We start from the raw sequence: 14,105 nt of genomic DNA on the forward strand, positions 1-14,105 counted from the left end.
TTCAGGCGGCCTGGATGGTCCAGGGCGCATCCGGCAGATCGATCACTTCGCAATCCACCGTGGGGCCTGCGCGCTCCAGCACGGCGAATTCGCCGTCCGCCAGCGCCATCAGCGGGTGGTGCCAGACATCCCTGCGCAGCGTGATGCCCGCGCCCGCGCCCGCCATGAAGGCGCGCAGCGTGGCCAGGTCCGGCGCCTCCGCGCCCAGTGCCACCAGCACCACATAAGGCGTGCCTGCCAGCGGCAGGAAGGTCTGGCTGCCCAGCCTGTGGCGTTCCAGCATGCGCGCGGCAAAGGGCAGGGCGATCGCCTGCGCGCGGAAAACCGATAGCGAAGGCCGGCCTTCCGCGTCCAGCAGATCGGGTTCGCCCATTTCCACCCGCAGCGAGGTGCCGGCGTTGATGGAACGGCCGGCGCGGTCGGCGCTGCTGACGACCTCGCCATAGGGAGCGAAGGTCTCGGGTGTCAGGGGCTGGGCGATCAGGGTGCGGGCAGCCATCAGAAATTGATCCCCAGCCATTCGCGCACCTGCTCGTGCAGGTCGCCGGCGAAGTCCTCCGGCGAACCCGAGGCGGTGATCTCGCCCAGGCTCAGCACGTAGATGTGGTTGGACATGGCCACCACCCGGCGCACGTTGTGGTCCACCAGCAGGATGCCCATGCCGGCGTCGGCGAAGGCGCGGATCCATTGGAAGACTTCGGCCGCGACGCGCGGCGCCAGGCCGATGCTGGGCTCGTCGATCAGGCAGACCTGCGGCTGCACCATGTAGGCCTTGGCGAATTCCAGCGATTTCTGCTGGCCGCCGGACAGGTTGCCGGCCTGGTCCTTGAGCTTTTCCTTCAGCACCGGAAAGCGCTCCAGCGTTTCCTTGAAGCGCGGCTCCAGCACGTCGCCGTAGCGCTTGCGCCGGCCTTCCAGCGGCAGGCGCAGGTTCTCTTCCACCGTCAGGTAGGGGAACAGGCTGGACTCCTGCGGGATGTACCAGAGGCCGTCGTCGATCATGCGGTGCGGCGGCTGGCCCGAGATGTCGCGCCCGGCGCGCGTGACGCGGCCGGACTTGGGCCGCAGGAAGCCGCAGATGGCTTTCATCAGCGTGGACTTGCCCGCGCCGTTCAGGCCGATCAGGCCGCTGATGCGGCCGGCCTGCACCGTGAGCGAGACGTTGCGCAGCACGTCGATGTCGCCCATGTAGCCCGCGGTCACGCCTTCCATGGCGAGCAGCGTGTCAGGCATGGTCCTGCTCCTCTTGTCCCGGTTCGCCCAGATAGGCTTCGATCACCGCGGGTTCGCGCAGCACCTGCTGCGTGGGGCCGTCGGCCAGCACGCGGCCGGCGTTCATGCACACCGAGCGCGGGCACAAGTCCACCACCACCGGCATGTCGTGGCTGACCAGGATGAAGGTCTGGCCGCTCTGGTTGCGGCGGCGGATGAATTCCGACATGGTTTCCTTCATGACCGGATGCACCGCGGCGAAGGGCTCGTCCAGCAGCGCGATGCGCGGCTGCGCCATGAAGCAGGCGCCGAACTCCAACAGCTTCTTCTGTCCGCCCGATAACTGTCCGGCGTCCAGGTGCATGACGTGGGCCAGCTTGAGCTCGTCCAGCAGATCCAGCGCGCGGCGGCTTGCGGCCGTTTCGTCCAGGCCCATGGCCAGCCCGCACACGATCAGGTTGTCATAGGCGCTGACCCGGTTGAAGACGCGGGTCATCTGGAACATGCGCAGCACGCCCAGCCGCGTCAGCCGCGTGGGATTCAGGCCCATCACGCTGCGGCCGTCCAGCAGCACCTGTCCCGCGTCCGCCGCCAGGTGGCCGGACAGCACATTGAGCAGGGTGGTCTTGCCGGAGCCGTTGGGGCCGATCAGTCCCAGGAGCTCGCCGTCGGCGACGTTCATGCCCGCGCCGTTCACGGCCAGCAGGCCGCCGAAGCGTTTTTGTATTCCGGATATCTGCAGCAGTGGCATCAGGCCCCCCTGGCGCTGGCGCGGGCGTCGCTGGATCGGCGCAGGAAGGCGCGGCGCGCCAGGCCCCACAGCCCTTCGCGGAAGAAGCGCGCGAAGATGATGACCAGCAGCGCGAATACGATCATCTGGATGTTGCCCGCGTCGCGCAGCAGTTCCGACGCGACGTACACCAGCACCGCGCCCAGGAGCGGCCCGACCAGCGTGCCCATGCCGCCGATCACCACCATGGCAATCACCATGCCCGTCTGCGTCACGATGCCGAGTTCCGGACTGACCAGCTGCGCGAAGGTGCCGTACAGGCCGCCGGCGAAGCCGCAGATGGCGCAGCTGACCAGGAAGGCCAGCGTCTTGTAGCGCACCACGTCGATGCCGCGGCTGGCCGCGCCGATCTCGTCGTCGCGGATGGCCTGCAGGAAGCGCCCCGGGCGCGCCCGCAGCAGCAGGAAGATCAGCAGCGTCACCGCCGCCAGCGCGGCCAGGAACAGGTAATAGTTGCCCACGCGGCTCTCCAGCAGCGCCGGCACGTGCAGACCCTGGTCGCCCCGCGTGAAGTCGATGGAGTTGTAGATCACCAGGCGCACGATCTCGGCGAAGGACAGCGTGGTCAGCGCCAGGTAGGGCCCGGACAGACGCAGCACGATGCGGCCCAGCACCAAGCCGACCAGTCCGGGCACCACCGCGGACAGCGGCAGGCCCAGCCACAGCGGCACCTGCCAGTGATAGGCCAGGAGACCAGTGGTGTAGCCGCCTAGCATGGCGAAGGCGGCCGGCGCCAGCGAGAACTGGCCGGCATAGCCCGCCAGCAGGTTCCAGCCGCAGGCCAGCATGGCGAAGTACATGCTGACGATCAGCACGCCCAGCCAGTACGGCGAGGACACGCCCAGCGGCAGCAGCGCCAGCACGGCCAGGAACGCCAGCGACAGCCGCATTTCCTGGGTCAGCTTGTTGCGCAGCAGATTGGGATGGGTCAGCGGATCCATGTTCAGACCTCCCGCGCGCGTTCGCCGAACAGGCCCTTGGGCCGGAACAGCAGGATCAGGATCAGCAAGGCCAGGCCGAAGGTGTCGCGGTAGTCATAGGACAGGTAGACCGCGCCGAAGCTCTCCAGCACCCCCAGCGCCAGCGCCGCGACGATGCTGCCGGGAATCGAGCCCATGCCGCCTATGACCACGATCACATAGGACTTGATCGCCGGAAACGCGCCCACGTCCGGCGCCGGGTTGATGACCGGCGCCAGCAGCGCGCCGGCCAGCGCCGCCAGCACGCCGGAGGCCATGAAGATGATGCTGCTGGCGCGCGCCGTGTCGATGCCGGCGATAGAGGCGCCCAGCCGGTTCTGCGCCACCGCCTGCACCTGCCGGCCCCACAGCGAGCGCTTGATGAAGAGCGCCAGCCCGATCAGCAGCACGATGGACAGGCCCGCGGTGATCAGCTTCTGGCCGCTCATCATGAAGGGGCCGATCGCCATGCGCGTCACGTCGGACAGCGCCGGGCCGCGCATGGGGTAGGGGCCCACGACCTTGTCCACCAGGTTGATCAGCAGCAGCGACAGGCCGAAGGTAACGACCACCGCGTACTCGTCCTTCATCAGCCCCCAGGAGCCGTAGCCCGCATACAGCGGACGCATCAGCCAGCGTTCCGTGGCCCAGCCCAGCAGCGCGCCAGCGGCGGCTGCCACGGGCAGCGCCAGCCAGGGCGGTACGCCCAGGGCCAGCGACACCAGGGTGTAGGTGTAGGCGCCTATCATGTAGAACTCGCCATGGGCGAAGTTCACGACCTTCAGGATGCCGAAGATCATGGTCAGGCCGACCGCCATCAGCGCGTAGTACAGGCCGATGATCAGGCCGTTGACGAACAGGTCCAATGCCAGCACTCGATTCTCCCTGGCGCCGGGGCGGGGCCCCGGCGCGTGTTGCGGTCACGGCGTGGAGGCGATCCAGCCTTCTTGCTGTCGGGGCAGCAAGCCGAAGACGCAGCGTGGGGGCGCCACTATTTCGGTTTGACCAGCTTGTCGACCTGCAGCGGCTGGCCGGTGGCCTGGATCAGCGTGGTCTTGCTCAGTGGCTGGTCCACCTCGGTCAGCTGATAGGTGACGTAGGGAATGTCGACCCACTGCTGGTAGGTGTAGCCGGGCTGCTGCGAGAACCCGAACTTGCCGCGCACGCCTTCGAACTGCATGCCTTGCAGCGCCTTGATGATGGCGGCGCTGTCGGTGGACTTGGCCTCTTCGATGGCGCGGGCGATCAGGAGCACCGAGTCCGCGGCCTGGAAGATCAGGCGATTGGGTTCGGTCTTGGCCTGCTTCTGGTAAGTGGCGGCCACGTCCAGGCCCATCTGCGGCATGGGCATCTGCGGGTGGTAAAGGCCGAAGGCCAGCATGTACTTGCCGGCTTCCTTCACGTTCTTCCAGAAGTCCGGATAGTCGGCGATGCCGGCGCCGTCGTAGAACCAGGTCTTGGCGCTGGGCGCCACGCCTTGTTCGTAGAGCTGGTTCATCAGGATGTAGGCGGCCGGCGGCAGCATGATGTTGACCACCAGGTCCGGCGGGCTTGCGCGCAACGGCAGCACGGCCGGCGTGAAGTCCTTGCCAGCGCGGTCCAGCGCCACGTACTTGTACTGGGTCTGCGGCGCGGCCTTCTTGAGGAACTCGCCCAGCAGCTTGGCCTGGCCGATACCGTAGTCGGTGTTCTCGGCGAAGGCGATCACGTTCTTGACCTTCAGCGCCGCGATGGTGTCGGCCATGGCGCTGGAGACGCGGGTGTTGTAGTTGGCCGGATTGAAGACTTCCGGATAGCCCTTGGCGCGCACGTCGTCGGACCAGCAATTGGTGTTGACGTAGGGCACCTTGTAGCGGTGCGCGACTTCGATTTCGGCCAGACAGACCGAGCTTTGGTGGCCGCCCGTCACGGCCACGACCTTGTCGCGCGAGATCAGTTTCTCGGCCGCCGCGCGGCCTTTTTCCGGAATGCCCTGGTTGTCTTCGTAGACGATCTTCAGCGGCCGGCCCAGCACGCCGCCCTTGTCGTTGATCATCTTGGCGATGATTTCCACGCCGTCCTTCACCTGGGTGCCTTGCACCACCGAGCCGGGCGGGGACTGCGCGATGCTCACGCCGATGACGACAGGATCGGCGCCGTGGGCGGCAGAGGCAAGTACGACCGCGGATACGGCTGCGGCTAAGCGGAGCAGTTTCATCGTGGTTTCCTTTTGGAAAGGATCAACGGCGATGCCGTCGCTCGCGCGGGCGAGGCGTCGGCGGGCGGGAACTCTGCTTGTTTGTAATCTTGTAGTACCGGTCTGACCAGTTAGGGCTTACCAGCATGGAGACCGTGGCCGGCGATGGCGCCGGCCCCGGCGGCGGCGTCAGGCCGCCAGCAGGCTTTCCACGCGGGCGGCGGTGTTCAGCACGCGCCAATCGGCGCCGCGCGCACCGGCGATCTGCAAGCCCAGCGGCAAGCCGTTGCGGCCGCTGCCGCAGGGCAGCGTCAACGCCGGCATGCCGGTCAGGTTGAAGGGCATGGTGAGGCCCGTGACGGCGGTGTGCAGCGGCACTTCGCGGCCCCCGATGGTGACCGCGCCGGCGCCGGAGCGCGGCGGCTCGATGCGCAGCGTGGGGGTGACCAGCACGTCCACCGACTGCATCGCCTGGTCGAACATGCGCGCCAGCGCGGCGCGGCCGCGCTGCGCCCGCGTGTACCAGGTGGCAGGGAAGAACTGGCCGATCTCCAGGCGCACGCGCACGTCGTCGCCCAGCGTCTCGGGCTGGTCGACCAGCCGGCGCCAGTGGATGTCGGTGGCTTCGCTGCACAGGGTGGCGAATTGCAGCGCCGCGCTGTGCTCGACGCCGGGCAGGTCCAGCGGCACCAGCGTGGCGCCGTCGGCCTGCATCCGCGCCAGCGCATGGTCGACTGCCTGCGCCACGTCCTCGGCCAGCGGGTCGTAGAAGTAATTGCGCGGCACGCCCACGCGCAGGCCCGTCAGCGCACCGGCGCTGACGGTGCGTTCGGCCTGGCCCGACATGATCGAATAGGCCAGGGCGGCATCCGCCACGCTGGCGGCAATGGGACCCAGGTGGTCCAGGCTGGCGCCCAGCGCCTGCGCGCCCTCGCGCGAAATGGCGTCGAAGGTGGGTTTGAAGCCGACCACGCCGCAGCAGGCGGCGGGGATGCGGATGGACCCTGCGGTGTCGGTGCCGATGGCCACGCGGACGATGCCGGCGGCCACCGCCGCGGCCGAGCCGCCGCTGGAGCCGCCCGCGGTATAGCCCGCCCCGCGCGGATTGCCGACCCAGCCGTAATGCGGGTTTTCGCTGGTGATGCCGTAGGCCAGCTCGTGCAGGTTGGTCGTGCCCACCACCAGCGCGCCGGCTTCGCGCAGCCGCGCCACGGCCAGCGCATCGTGCAACGCGGGCGGCGGCTTCAGGCCGCCGCTGCCGTTGGTCTGGGGAAAGCCTGCGACCTGCATCAGGTCCTTGACGGCGATCGGCACGCCCATCAGCGGCATGGCCGCGCCTTCGCGCAGCCTGCGCGCGGCCGCGGCCGCGGCGCCGTCCAGCGCCGGGGTGTCGGACAGGCTGATGAAGGCATTCAGGCCGGCCTGCTGCCGGGCTGCGGCCAGCGCGGCGCGGGCGGCGTCGGCGGCGCGCGCCGGGTCCTCGCGGCATTCGCGGGCAATGGCGGCGATGCCGCGGGCGTGGCGCGACACCGCGACGCCGCGGCCGGCCTGCGCGGCGGGCAGCCGTTCAGCGGGCGCGGCGGGCGGCGGCGCCAGGTAGCCCAGCTCGGCTTCCGGCGCCAGCGAGTCCAGCACGGTGAGTTCGGGCAGATTGACGCGCAGCCGGTCCAGCCAGGCCTGGCGGCGTTCGGAATAGGGGTAGTCAGCCAGTCGGGCCATGGCGTCGACGGCGCGGGCAAATCGATCGTAGAGGTCGGTCATGAGCGGCGCTATGTACGAGAGAGTGCGTGGGGCCCGCGGCCGTGCCGGGGCGCTTTGCAGTACGGCTTTATCCTAACCGGTCAGACCAGTTGAATGTCATAATGCCCAGGCAGTATATGGCTGTCAACGCCAAACCGGGCGGTAGCCGCGCACCCCTGCCTTGAGAATTCCGCGATGAACACCGTCGAACACATAGCCCAGCAGTTGCAGGCCCGCATCCGCCAGCGCGATTGGGCCGAGGCCGGCAAGCTGCCGGGGCAGCGCCAGCTGGCCGAGGAACTGGGCGTGAGCCGCGCCTCGCTGCGCGAGGCCATCACCATGCTGGAAGGGCTGGGACTGCTGCGCAGCGAAGCTGGCCGCGGCGTGTTCATCGCCCGGCCCGGCGAAAAAGGCCTGGGCAGCGCCTACGGCCGCTGGCGCTTCCAGGGCCGCTATGCCTTGCGCGACGTCTATCTGGTGCGCAACCAGCTGGAGGAGTTGGCCGCCGGCCTGGCCGCGGGCGTCGTCACCCAGGCGGGGCTGGCCCGCCTGCGCGCCACCATCACGCACATGGAGCAGGCCGCCGACGCTGGCGACCTGGTGGCCATGTCGGAAGGCGACCGCGCCTTCCACGCCTGCCTGTACGAGATCGCCGGCAGCCCCATGCTGCTGGACCTGGCCGAGAACATCGCCGAAGTGGTGGACGGCAGCCGGCAGGTCGCGTTCGCCGATCCGGCGCGCGTGCGCGAACCCATCTACGAACACGCGGCCATCATCGACGCGCTGGCCACCGGTTCCGCCGAGGCCGCGCGCCGGGCCATGCGCGCCCACATCTGCAACGTGGCCGACCGCGCGGGCCTGTCGCTGACGATCCCGGGCGCCTGAGTCTCCCTAGCGCTGTCCGTCGTGCACGGACACGGCTTGCTTGGTCAGTCCGCCCAGCCGCGAATGCACCCGGCCGCCCGTGCCCATGACCAGGGCGAACAGGATCTCGTTGGCGCGCGGCGCATCCTGGATGCCGATCTCGATGCTGTTGAAGTGGCTGCGCACATACGAAGCGTGGATGTAGTGCACCGGCACCATCATGCGGTAGCCGGCCACGGCCACGGCCTTGACGGCGGGCACCATGGCTTTGGGTTCGCCCAGCACGCTGCGCATGGCCCAGCCGCCGGCCTCGTGCCAGACCGCGCCATGCTCCATTTCGCCATCCAGGCCGACGATGGCGGCCTTGCTGTAGACCTCGATCTGGTCCTTGCCGCCCAACGTCTCGACCAGCTCGGTCGCCAGCAGCGTACCCAGGCTGCGCAGTTCCGCCATGAAGGGCATCAGGTCCGGTTCGTAGCGGCCGGCGTAGGGATTGCGGATGACGGCGCAGGACGCCGCCAGCTTGAGCGGGCGTTCGGGGGCCGGGCCGTTCTCGTGATACGTGGTCTCGACGATGAGGCAGCGTTTGCGGATATCGATCAGCGACATGCGGGGAATTCCTGGTAGCGGTTGAAAGAGGGCGTTCTATTGCGGCGGAATGCCGGTTTCCTTGACGATGGCGGCCCATTTGTCGATCTCGGCGCGCACGAAGCCGCCAAATTCGGCCGGCGTCTGCTGCTTGACGCTCAGGCCCTGGCGTTCATAGGTCTGCCTGAGTTCGCCGTTGGCCAGGGCGTTGTCCAGCGATTGCGACAGGCGTGCGACCACGGGCGCGGGCAGGCCGGCCGGACCCATCAGGCCGAACCACACGGTCAGGTCGAAGCCGGCGGCGCCGGTTTCGTTGAGCGTGGGAATGTCCGGGGCCAGCGGAAAGCGTTCGGGGGTGCTGACGCCGTAGGTCTTGACCTTGCCGGCGCGCGCCTGCTGCAGGCCGTTGGCCAGATCGGTGAAGGTAAGGTCGACGGTGCCGCCGATGACGTCGGTGAGCGCCTGCGGACCGCCGCGATAAGGCACTGGCGTGACGTTGATCTTGCCCATGGCCGCGAGCTTGGCGCCGAACACCTGCGCGCTGCCCGAGCCATAGGCATAGGTCAGCTTGCCCGGATGCTGGGCGCCGTAGGCAAACAGATCGGATACCTGGGTGCCCGGCATGCGCGGCGAACCCACCAGCAGATAGGGCGTTTCGGCGACTGCGCCGATGGGCGTGAGGTCGGTGGCGGGGTTGTAGGGCAGGTCCTTGAACAGGCTCACGCCGCTGGCCGCCGTGGACACGCCCACCACCACCAGGGTGTAGCCGTCGGGCTTGGCGCGGGCCACGTCGTGGGTGCCGATGATGCCGTTGGCGCCGGGCTTGTTCTCCACCACCACCGGCTGGCCCAAATCGTCGGCCATGGCCTTACCCAGGCTGCGCGCCACCACGTCGGTGATGCTGCCTGGCGGAAAGGGCACGACCATGCGGATGGGGTGGTCGGGATAGCCCGCGGCGCCGGCGGGCGCGAGCGGCGCGCCCAGAACCAGCGCCAGCGCAAGCGCGGCGGCGGATCGTTTCATACTTGTCTCCTGTGGATCTCGTTATCGTTGGAGTCCGGCGCTTCAGGCCGGCGCCGGGGCTTCCAGGCCTTGCAGGTAGCGGTGGATTTCGGTGTTGTCGACGCCGGCGGGCATGTCGGCAAGCGCGCGCTGCCACAGGGCCGTGCACAGCGACAGCTGCGAGGCCGGAACGCCGGCCAGGGTCTGCAGCGCATCGGCGGTGCGCAGGTCCTTGGCCATCAACGCCAGGGCAAAGCCGCCGTTGTAGCTGCCGGGCACGATGAACTGGCGCAGCTTGGTTTCGGTGGCGACGTTGCGGCCGCTGGAGGCGTTGAGCACGTCGGTGAACACCTCCAGGTCCAGGTCCATGCGCTGCGCGATCAGGAGCGCTTCGCTGGCCGCCAGCAGGCCGGCCGCGTAGACGTAGTTGTTCAGCGCCTTCATGGCATGGGCGGAACCCACGGCGCCGGTGTGGATGAGCGAAGCGCCCATGCGCGAGAGCAGCGGGCGCACGCGCGCCAGGCCGTCGGCATCGGCGCCCACCATGATGGCCAGGGTGCCGGCGGCCGCCTTGGCCACCGCGCCCGACACCGGGGCATCGATGAGGGTCACGCCCGCCGCGCGCAACAGCGGCGCCAGCCGCAGCGTTTCGGCCGGGTTGGACGAACCCATGTCCAGCAGCACGGAGCCGGGGCGCATCACGCCCGCCAGTCCGTGTTCGCCTTCGATCACCGCGTTGGTGACGGCGCTGTCGGGCAGCATGGTGATGACCACGTCGCAGGCGGCCAGCGCCTGCAGGCCGGCGGCCGGTTTGAGCGTCTGGTTCCAGGCGGGGTGGTCCGCCAGGCGCTCCAGGCGCGCGGGGTCGCGGTCATACGCCAGGATGTTGTAGCGCTCCTCGCCGCGGGCGAGGTTTTCCAGCATGGGCAGGCCCATCATGCCCAGGCCCACGAAACCTACTGTGAGTGTCATGCATTCCCTTTATCGAATCGTCCTGGAAAGCGCGCCAGGAGCCATCTGGGATGCTAATGAATGCGTGATTTCAGCGCTTATGCTAAGTTGGCCAGGGGTTATAACAAACGATTATCGGATCAGCCATGCGATTCAAGCTCAGGCAGATGGAAGCGTTCCGGGCGGTGATGCTGACCGGTTCCATGAACGGTGCGGCCAAGCTGCTGTTCGTGTCGCAGCCCGCGGTCAGCCGCCTCATCGCCCATACCGAGCAAAGCCTGGGCCTGCAACTGTTCGAACGCGACAAGGGCAAGCTCACGCCCACCCCTGAAGCGCAGCGCCTGTTCCAGGAGGTGGGGCCGTTGTTCGACGAAGCCCTGCGCATCGACGAACTGGCGCGGGACCTGGCCGAGCGGCCGGAGGGCGCGTTGACCCTGTGTTCCAGCCCCAGCCTGGCGTTGAACTTCGTGCCGCCCGTGATCGCGCAGTACATGGAGCTGTACCCCGACGTCAGGCTCAAGTTCCACACCACGCTGCTGTCCGACATGGCGCACGAACTGTTGGGACGCAAGGCGGAACTGGCCGTGTCGGTGCTGCCGATAGACCATCCCAACCTGGTGGTCGAGCCGCTGGCCACCGGCGAGATGGTTTGCATCCTGCCGCAAGGCCATGCCCTGGCCGCAAGGCGGGCGGTCAGCCTGGCCGAGCTGGCCGAGTGCCGGCTGATCCTCTACAACCGCAACATCCCGTTCGGACAGTTGGTGGCCGCGGCCTTCCAGCGTGCCGGCGTAAGCTGGAATCCGGCCGTGGAAATCGTGCGCGCCGAACTGGCCTGCGCCCTGGTGCGGGTGGGTGCGGGCGTGGCCATCGTCGACGAGTTCTCGGTCGGGCAGCAGGGCTGGCCCGGCGTGGTGACGCGGCCGCTGCGCGAGTCCATCCCGCTGTCGCTGAGCCTGGTGCGTTCGCGCTTCGAGCGCCCCGGCCGCCAGGTGCAGCGCTTCGTGCGCCTGATCAAAGAGCACGCGCGGACCTCGCGCAAGCCGGGCCGCGCCCGGCCGGCGGCGTAGCCGGCATCCGCAGGGAACGGACAGCCGGCGCATTTTCCGGACACGCCTGTTGGACCTGGCGCAAGCTTGCCTCGAATAAGCGCAGTTTGCGGATAGCGTCGGCCGGATCCGGCTAACGCGGCCGCGGCGCGCGGCGCCAGTATTCGCCTCACTCAATCAGCCAACGGTGAGGTGATGCGATGAAGGGTCTGGACAATAAAGTGGCCATCGTGACCGGCGGCGCCACGCTGATCGGCGCGGGCGTGGTCGCCGCGCTGCGCGCCTACGGCGTGCGCGTGGCGCTGTTCGATATCGACGCGGCCGGCGGCGAACGCGTGGCCGCCGCCGATCCGGCCGGCACGCGCTTCTGGCCGGTGGACATCGCGGAGGACGCGCAACTGGAGCGCGGCGTGGCCGATGCCGCGGCGCATTTCGGCCGCATCGATTTTCTCGTCAACCTGGCCGCGACCTACCTGGACGACGGCGCCGCATCGGGCCGCGCCGACTGGCTGCGCGCGCTCGACGTGAACGTGGTCAGCGCCGTGATGGCCGCGCGCGCGGTCCATCCGCATCTGCTTGCCGCCGGCGGCGGGGCCATCGTCAATTTCACCAGCATCTCCTCGCGCGTCGCGCAGACCGGACGCTGGCTCTATCCGGTGTCCAAGGCGGCGCTGCTGCAGGTCACCCGCAACATGGCGATGGACTATGCCGCCGACGGCATACGCGTCAACTCCGTGTCGCCAGGCTGGACCTGGTCGCGCGTGATGGACGAGCTGACGCAGGGCGACCGCGCCAAGACCGACCGGGTGGCCGCGGACTACCACCTGCTGGGCCGCGCCGGCGATCCGGCCGAAGTGGCAGAGGTGGTTGCCTTCCTGCTTTCAGACCATGCCAGCTTCGTCACCGGCGCCGACTACGCGGTGGACGGCGGCTATTCCGCCATGGGCCCCGAACAGGCCAAGCCCGCGATTCCGCGCCTGGCCGCCTAGCCATACAAAGGAGAACAGACATGCGTCGAATCGCGATCGTGGGTGGAGGGCAGGCCGGCCTGCCCCTGGCGTTGGGACTGCTGGACAAAGGGTATGAAGTGACTGTCGTCACCAACCGCGAGCCGGACGATATCCGGCGCGGCAAAGTGATGTCCAGCCAGTGCATGTTCGATGCCTCGCTGCAGGTCGAGCGTGACCTGGGTTTGAACCAGTGGGAGGCCGACTGTCCGACCGTCGACGGCATCGGCCTGGCGATACCGCATCCTGAGCGGCCCGGCCACAAGCTGATCGATTGGGTCGCGCGCCTGGACCGTCCCGCGCAGGCGGTGGACCAGCGCATCAAGATGCCGGCCTGGATGGAACTGTTCGCCGCGCGCGGCGGCCGGCTGCTGATCCAGGACGGCGGCGTGGCCGAACTCGAATTGCTGGCGGCCTCGCACGACCTGGTGTTGCTGGCCGCGGGCAAGGGCGAGGTGGTCAAGCTGTTCGAGCGCGATGCGCTGCGCTCGCGCTTTGACCGGCCGCAGCGCGCGCTGGCGCTGACCTATGTGCACGGCATGCGCCCGGCGCCGGAGCATTCGCGCGTCGCCTTCAACCTGATTCCGGGCGTGGGCGAGTACTTCGTGTTCCCGGCGCTGACCGTCAGCGGTCCCTGCGAGATCATGGTGTTCGAAGGCGTACCCGGTGGTCCGATGGATTGCTGGCGCGACATCAAGTCGCCGCAGGAGCATCTGGCGCAAAGCCTGCATATCCTGCACGCCTATCTGCCCTGGGAGGCCGAGCGCTGCAGCGCGGTGGAGCTGACCGACGCCAACGGCATCCTGGCCGGCAGCTTCGCGCCCACGGTGCGCAAGCCGGTGCTGACCTTGCCGTCGGGCCGGCTGGTGTTCGGCCTGGGCGATGCGGTGGTGACCAACGACCCGATCACGGGGCAGGGCTCTAACAACGCCACCAAGGCCTGCGCCGTGTACCTGGACGCGATCCTGTCGCATGGCGACGCCACCTTCACGGCGGAATGGATGCAGCGCACCTTCGAGCGTTTCTGGGACTACGCGGGCGCGGTGGTGGAATGGACCAATTCGATGTTGTTGCCGCCGCCGCCTCACCTGCTCAAGCTGCTGCAGGCCGCGGACCACACGCCGGCGATCGCCAGTACCATCGCCAACGGCTTCAACCATCCGCCGTCGCTGTACCCCTGGTGGGGCGACGCCACGGCCTGCGAAGCCTTCATCGCGGCGCAGCCGGCGCGGGCGGCGGCATGAAGCCCGATTGCGCGGCGGGCCTGCCCCTGGACTGGGGCTGCACCGATCTGCACCCCAAGGTCCTGCGCGGCGTGCTCGGCAGCTATCCGACCGGCGTGGCCATCGTCGCCACGCGCTGTCCGGACGGCCGCCGGGTCGGGCTCACCATCAACTCCTTCGCCTCGCTGTCGCTGGACCCGCCGCTGGTGTTGTGGAGCCTGGTGAACCATTCGCCCAACCTGGCGGCGTTCCGCGATTGCAGCCACTTCACCATCAGCGTTCTGGCCTGCGGCCAGGAAGAGTTGGCAATGCGCTTTGCCAGTTCCGCGGTGCCGGACAAGTTCGCGGGGGCGCCCGTGCACGATGTGCCCGAAGGCGTGCCCGCCATCGAAGGGGCGGTGGCCACCCTGGTCTGCGCCAACGACCAGCAAAGCCCCGCGGGCGACCATCTGCTGTTGTTCGGCCGGGTGCTACGCGTGGCCAGCGTGGCGGCCACGCCCCTGGTGTTCCATGCCGGGCGCTTTACCGCGCTGACCGCCGCGTAGCG

The 14,105-nt window shown here is 68.7% G+C and carries 15 protein-coding genes; 5 read left to right on the plus strand and 10 right to left on the minus strand.

The features are described 5' to 3' along the window. Position 1: 1 nt before the first annotated feature. The 7 genes from ACZ5YA_RS01475 to ACZ5YA_RS01505 form a co-directional block, all read right to left on the minus strand. Positions 2 to 499: an ureidoglycolate lyase gene (locus tag ACZ5YA_RS01475; protein ID WP_464091905.1), complete on the minus strand. Its 498-nt coding sequence runs from the start codon at positions 497 to 499 to the stop codon at positions 2 to 4. Further along, positions 499 to 1,233: an ABC transporter ATP-binding protein gene (locus tag ACZ5YA_RS01480; RefSeq protein ID WP_059379352.1), complete on the minus strand. Its 735-nt coding sequence runs from the start codon at positions 1,231 to 1,233 to the stop codon at positions 499 to 501. Before ACZ5YA_RS01480 ends, ACZ5YA_RS01475 begins: the two co-directional genes overlap by 1 nt. Beyond that, positions 1,226 to 1,963, minus strand: a complete 738-nt coding sequence (locus ACZ5YA_RS01485; RefSeq protein WP_251880738.1) for an ABC transporter ATP-binding protein — start codon at positions 1,961 to 1,963, stop codon at positions 1,226 to 1,228. Before ACZ5YA_RS01485 ends, ACZ5YA_RS01480 begins: the two co-directional genes overlap by 8 nt. Beyond that, a complete protein-coding gene (locus tag ACZ5YA_RS01490) occupies positions 1,963 to 2,943 on the minus strand; it encodes a branched-chain amino acid ABC transporter permease (protein WP_251880737.1) in 981 nt (326 codons plus the stop codon). The genes ACZ5YA_RS01485 and ACZ5YA_RS01490 overlap by 1 nt, the downstream gene beginning before the upstream one ends. 2 nt (positions 2,944 to 2,945) lie before the next feature. Continuing rightward, a complete protein-coding gene (locus ACZ5YA_RS01495) occupies positions 2,946 to 3,836 on the minus strand; it encodes a branched-chain amino acid ABC transporter permease (RefSeq protein ID WP_059379354.1) in 891 nt (296 codons plus the stop codon). 116 nt (positions 3,837 to 3,952) lie between these two features. Further along, complete coding sequence (locus tag ACZ5YA_RS01500; RefSeq protein WP_059379355.1) at positions 3,953 to 5,158, minus strand: ABC transporter substrate-binding protein; 1,206 nt, start codon at positions 5,156 to 5,158, stop codon at positions 3,953 to 3,955. 168 nt (positions 5,159 to 5,326) lie between these two features. Next, complete coding sequence (locus ACZ5YA_RS01505) at positions 5,327 to 6,898, minus strand: amidase (RefSeq protein WP_280014963.1); 1,572 nt, start codon at positions 6,896 to 6,898, stop codon at positions 5,327 to 5,329. A gap of 174 nt (positions 6,899 to 7,072) precedes the next feature. On the opposite strand from ACZ5YA_RS01505, the gene ACZ5YA_RS01510 reads away from it, so the two are divergent. Next, positions 7,073 to 7,762 carry a FadR/GntR family transcriptional regulator gene (locus ACZ5YA_RS01510; protein ID WP_173142751.1) on the plus strand — a complete coding sequence of 230 codons (690 nt, stop codon included), beginning with the start codon at positions 7,073 to 7,075 and terminating at the stop codon, positions 7,760 to 7,762. A gap of 6 nt (positions 7,763 to 7,768) precedes the next feature. On the opposite strand, the gene ACZ5YA_RS01515 is transcribed toward ACZ5YA_RS01510, so the two are convergent. From ACZ5YA_RS01515 to ACZ5YA_RS01525, 3 genes are read right to left on the minus strand one after another with little or no spacing between them, the layout of a single operon-like run. After that, positions 7,769 to 8,350, minus strand: a complete 582-nt coding sequence (locus ACZ5YA_RS01515) for an amino acid synthesis family protein (protein WP_251880734.1) — start codon at positions 8,348 to 8,350, stop codon at positions 7,769 to 7,771. A 36-nt stretch (positions 8,351 to 8,386) separates the two neighbouring features. Then, positions 8,387 to 9,352, minus strand: a complete 966-nt coding sequence (locus ACZ5YA_RS01520) for a Bug family tripartite tricarboxylate transporter substrate binding protein (protein ID WP_464091906.1) — start codon at positions 9,350 to 9,352, stop codon at positions 8,387 to 8,389. Positions 9,353 to 9,394: 42 nt separating this feature from the next. Further along, on the minus strand, positions 9,395 to 10,303 hold the full coding sequence (locus tag ACZ5YA_RS01525; RefSeq protein WP_306633034.1) for an NAD(P)-dependent oxidoreductase: 909 nt from the start codon (positions 10,301 to 10,303) through the stop codon (positions 9,395 to 9,397). A gap of 125 nt (positions 10,304 to 10,428) precedes the next feature. On the opposite strand from ACZ5YA_RS01525, the gene ACZ5YA_RS01530 reads away from it, so the two are divergent. From ACZ5YA_RS01530 to ACZ5YA_RS01545, 4 genes are all read left to right on the plus strand, one after another. Beyond that, positions 10,429 to 11,349 (plus strand): LysR family transcriptional regulator, encoded by a 921-nt coding sequence (locus tag ACZ5YA_RS01530; RefSeq protein ID WP_464091907.1) that lies wholly within the window; start codon positions 10,429 to 10,431, stop codon positions 11,347 to 11,349. Between the two features lie 179 nt (positions 11,350 to 11,528). After that, on the plus strand, positions 11,529 to 12,317 hold the full coding sequence (locus tag ACZ5YA_RS01535; RefSeq protein ID WP_059379361.1) for an SDR family oxidoreductase: 789 nt from the start codon (positions 11,529 to 11,531) through the stop codon (positions 12,315 to 12,317). Positions 12,318 to 12,337: 20 nt separating this feature from the next. Further along, positions 12,338 to 13,579, plus strand: coding sequence for a styrene monooxygenase/indole monooxygenase family protein (locus ACZ5YA_RS01540; RefSeq protein ID WP_059379362.1), 1,242 nt, complete (start codon positions 12,338 to 12,340; stop codon positions 13,577 to 13,579). Further along, complete coding sequence (locus tag ACZ5YA_RS01545) at positions 13,576 to 14,103, plus strand: flavin reductase family protein (RefSeq protein ID WP_059379363.1); 528 nt, start codon at positions 13,576 to 13,578, stop codon at positions 14,101 to 14,103. Before ACZ5YA_RS01540 ends, ACZ5YA_RS01545 begins: the two co-directional genes overlap by 4 nt. The last annotated feature ends 2 nt before the right edge of the window (positions 14,104 to 14,105 follow it).

The sequence above is a fragment of the Achromobacter sp. JCM 18799 genome, from assembly GCF_055395645.1.

Coding starts and splice junctions, on each gene's coding strand:
- ACZ5YA_RS01475 (WP_464091905.1), bottom strand. CDS start 499: ATGGCTGCCCGCACCCTGATCGCCCAGCCCCTGACACCCGAGACCTTC.
- ACZ5YA_RS01545 (WP_059379363.1), top strand. CDS start 13,576: ATGAAGCCCGATTGCGCGGCGGGCCTGCCCCTGGACTGGGGCTGCACC.
- ACZ5YA_RS01525 (WP_306633034.1), bottom strand. CDS start 10,303: ATGACACTCACAGTAGGTTTCGTGGGCCTGGGCATGATGGGCCTGCCC.
- ACZ5YA_RS01515 (WP_251880734.1), bottom strand. CDS start 8,350: ATGTCGCTGATCGATATCCGCAAACGCTGCCTCATCGTCGAGACCACG.
- ACZ5YA_RS01540 (WP_059379362.1), top strand. CDS start 12,338: ATGCGTCGAATCGCGATCGTGGGTGGAGGGCAGGCCGGCCTGCCCCTG.
- ACZ5YA_RS01490 (WP_251880737.1), bottom strand. CDS start 2,943: ATGGATCCGCTGACCCATCCCAATCTGCTGCGCAACAAGCTGACCCAG.
- ACZ5YA_RS01480 (WP_059379352.1), bottom strand. CDS start 1,233: ATGCCTGACACGCTGCTCGCCATGGAAGGCGTGACCGCGGGCTACATG.
- ACZ5YA_RS01485 (WP_251880738.1), bottom strand. CDS start 1,963: ATGCCACTGCTGCAGATATCCGGAATACAAAAACGCTTCGGCGGCCTG.
- ACZ5YA_RS01500 (WP_059379355.1), bottom strand. CDS start 5,158: ATGAAACTGCTCCGCTTAGCCGCAGCCGTATCCGCGGTCGTACTTGCC.
- ACZ5YA_RS01510 (WP_173142751.1), top strand. CDS start 7,073: ATGAACACCGTCGAACACATAGCCCAGCAGTTGCAGGCCCGCATCCGC.
- ACZ5YA_RS01520 (WP_464091906.1), bottom strand. CDS start 9,352: ATGAAACGATCCGCCGCCGCGCTTGCGCTGGCGCTGGTTCTGGGCGCG.
- ACZ5YA_RS01505 (WP_280014963.1), bottom strand. CDS start 6,898: ATGACCGACCTCTACGATCGATTTGCCCGCGCCGTCGACGCCATGGCC.
- ACZ5YA_RS01535 (WP_059379361.1), top strand. CDS start 11,529: ATGAAGGGTCTGGACAATAAAGTGGCCATCGTGACCGGCGGCGCCACG.
- ACZ5YA_RS01530 (WP_464091907.1), top strand. CDS start 10,429: ATGCGATTCAAGCTCAGGCAGATGGAAGCGTTCCGGGCGGTGATGCTG.